Source organism: Pseudoalteromonas sp. NFXS53 (assembly GCF_056629255.1).
In genome coordinates this window covers 1-2,728 of sequence record NZ_JBWVBR010000042.1, presented here as the reverse complement: position 1 = coordinate 2,728, position 2,728 = coordinate 1, and the positions used below count along the sequence as shown (strand labels likewise).

General features: G+C 37.9%; 2 protein-coding genes. Both read right to left on the bottom strand.

Going from position 1 to position 2,728, the window contains the following annotated elements; translation table 11 throughout:
• Positions 1-98 precede the first annotated feature (98 nt).
• The gene (locus AC1HJP_RS21090) at positions 99-725 is read right to left on the bottom strand and encodes a hypothetical protein (RefSeq protein WP_480363459.1); all 627 of its coding nucleotides are present in this window, start codon (positions 723-725) and stop codon (positions 99-101) included.
• A 115-nt stretch (positions 726-840) separates the two neighbouring features.
• Positions 841-1,152 (bottom strand): hypothetical protein, encoded by a 312-nt coding sequence (locus AC1HJP_RS21085; RefSeq protein WP_480363458.1) that lies wholly within the window; start codon positions 1,150-1,152, stop codon positions 841-843.
• Positions 1,153-2,728: the final 1,576 nt, after the last annotated feature.

Below are 2,728 nucleotides of genomic sequence, written 5' to 3'. Positions count from 1 at the left end.
CGCATAACGCCCGATTAACGGGTAAAAAATTGTGGGCTAAAATTGAGCGAAGCGAATAGCCCGCAAGTTTTTTATCCCTGTTTAATTGCTTGTTAGCACTAAATTTTAGCTTTAACTTCATTAAACAGTGATTCTTCAATTCTTGAAATAGCTATTTGGCTTTCATTAAACCCTAAACTTCTTAAAACTGGTAATACCGCGCTATTTGAGTTCAAATCTTTTGCTAAAATAAAACGCTCCCTGTGCTCTCTAAGGGAGTTTATTTCATGAACTAAATAACAAGAAAGTTTGACCGTATTTTTAATTGATTGAGCACAATATTCATTTTTGTTCATGACAGAGTCTATTGATAGTTTTGAATGCTGCATTATTTCATGAATGCGATTAGGAATACGTTTTACGGCTAATCTTTGAGGTGAAGTAAGCAATAAAGCTGATTCTTTATATAAGTCACCTAGTACGTCCGTATTAATAACTTTTGGCATGGGAACTGGTAATCTTCCATTATTCGCTAATTCACCCTCAGTTCTCAAATTAAGTAAAAATTGAAAGTTTGACTCTAAGTGATCTATTAGCTCAATTTGGATGTCGTCGAGTTCAATAAATAGTTCTTCTAGGCTCTCCTTTCTCTTAGCATCTGACTTCTTCTTTTCAACAAAAGGAATCAGAAGTAAAGAGGTTATAACACCTAAAAAATATATTCCAAATTTGAATATGATGTCCATATTGACCTTTAGTGCTAACGCCTCAGTTAAAAGGCAAAATTTAGTTGGCTATAATGTGAAGCGGAGCGAAACCAGCCAACTGAATTTTGTCCGCTTTTAAACTGTTTGTTAGCAGTTAAGTCCACAGTGCCCACCGTACCTTTATAAGCCTGTGTAACATTTCGTCGTCATTGTTATATTCTTCTTCAGTCATTCCGCATTGTTCATCTTGAGTCATTCGCTGAAGCCACCACTTATACAATAATTCCAATTCCTTCCTGACTTCTATATGCTTTACATCTGCGTTCCAGTCAGTATGGCCGTTTAACAAATTCTCTTTTTCAACGCAGTCTTTTAGCAGTTGAAAGCAAGCATGCAACATGACCATGTCTTTATCACGCCAACCGTCATCTAGGCTTTCAATTGTCAAAGTGTCACTGGGCTGCAAGTTATAACTCCCTTACTGCTAACGCCGTTGTAACCGGCAAAAAATTGTTGGCTATAATGTGAAGCGAAGCGTAGCAGCCAACAGTTTTTTGTCCGCGTTGACGACCTTGTTATGCGTTGACACTCAAAGTTGAAAGCGCTTGCGCATATACCAATAAGCCAAACTTAAAATTAAAAAACACTCACCAAACTCAAAATTGCAAAGAAGCGCTCGACTGGTGAATGACCTTTCTGGTCACAGCTTAAATTGAAAAACGAAAAGCCAAGACCAACTTAAAATTTGATTACGCCACTGTACCTAAAAGCTAATTTGAAGAAAAGACTTGAAGTGAAAACTGCTTTAAAGACAGCGATTTAAAGTGACGCATAACGCCGTTGTAACCGGCAAAAAATTGTTGGCTAAAGTGTGAAGCGAAGCGTAACAGCCAACAGTTTTTTGTCCGCGTTGACGACTTTGTTATGCGTTGACACTCAAATTTAGAAGCGCTTGCGCCTGCACCAATAAGCCAAACTAAAAATTAAAAACACCCACCAAACTCGAAATTGCAAAGAAGCGTTCGACTGGTGAATGACCTTTCTGGTCACAGCTTAAATTGAAAAACGAAAAGCCAAGACCAACTTAAAACTTAATTACGCCACTGTACCTAAAAGCTAATTTGAAGAAAAGGTTTGAGGGAAAAACCGTTTGAAATACAGCGATTTAAATTGACGCATAACGCCTTAATAAACGGCGGAAAATAGCAGGCTAAACTAAGCGAAGAATGAGCGCAAGCCTGCTGTTTTGCGTCCACTGTTTAATTAATTTGTTATATGCCGCTATCTCGAATAAAGGTGAGCTAGTGGTGTAACAAGCAAAATAGTTAAAAGCATTAGCCCAGACCAGACTATGTAGCTAGTGACTCTGGTTAGTGATAAAGCAACCTTATCACCAGATTTAGTGTACATAACCCTTGAAACAGCTATTAAACCAAATGAGACGAGATAAGTAATAAGTGTCATTGAAACACCAAGTGAAACCCCTTCTCCATTGCTCCCATAAAATTTATAGAGCACCCATAGCGCACTTAAAAATCGCTCACCTACACCGTATAGCATGGTAAAGCTTATAAGAAGAGACACCAAAGCTATAGAACGGTTCAAAAATATCATAGGCATATAACGCTTAGCTAACAGGCAAAATTGAATAAGCTAAAATCGAGAGAAGCGACGAGCTTATTTAATTTTGTCCTAGTTTAGCGCCTTGTTATGCGTTGACACACCGCTTTAAAAGCGCTTGCGCCTGCACCAACGAGCTAAACTTTATTTATATAAACACTCACCGAACCAAAAATTGCAATGAAGCGATTGACTGGTGAATAACCTTTCTGGTCACAGCTTAAATTGAAAAACGAACAGCCAAGACCAACTTAAAATTTGATTACGCCACTGTACCTAAAAGCTGATTTGAAGGAAAGAGTAGAAGTAAAAACCGCTTTAAAGACAGCTATTTAAAGTGACGCATAACGCCGCAAATAAACGGCTAAAAATAGTTGGCTATAATTTGTGAGGCACGAACAAAGCCAACTGTTTTTTGTCCG

Excerpts from the sequence above, each read along its gene's own strand:
- AC1HJP_RS21090 (WP_480363459.1), bottom strand. The coding sequence starts at position 725 with ATGGACATCATATTCAAATTTGGAATATATTTTTTAGGTGTTATAACC.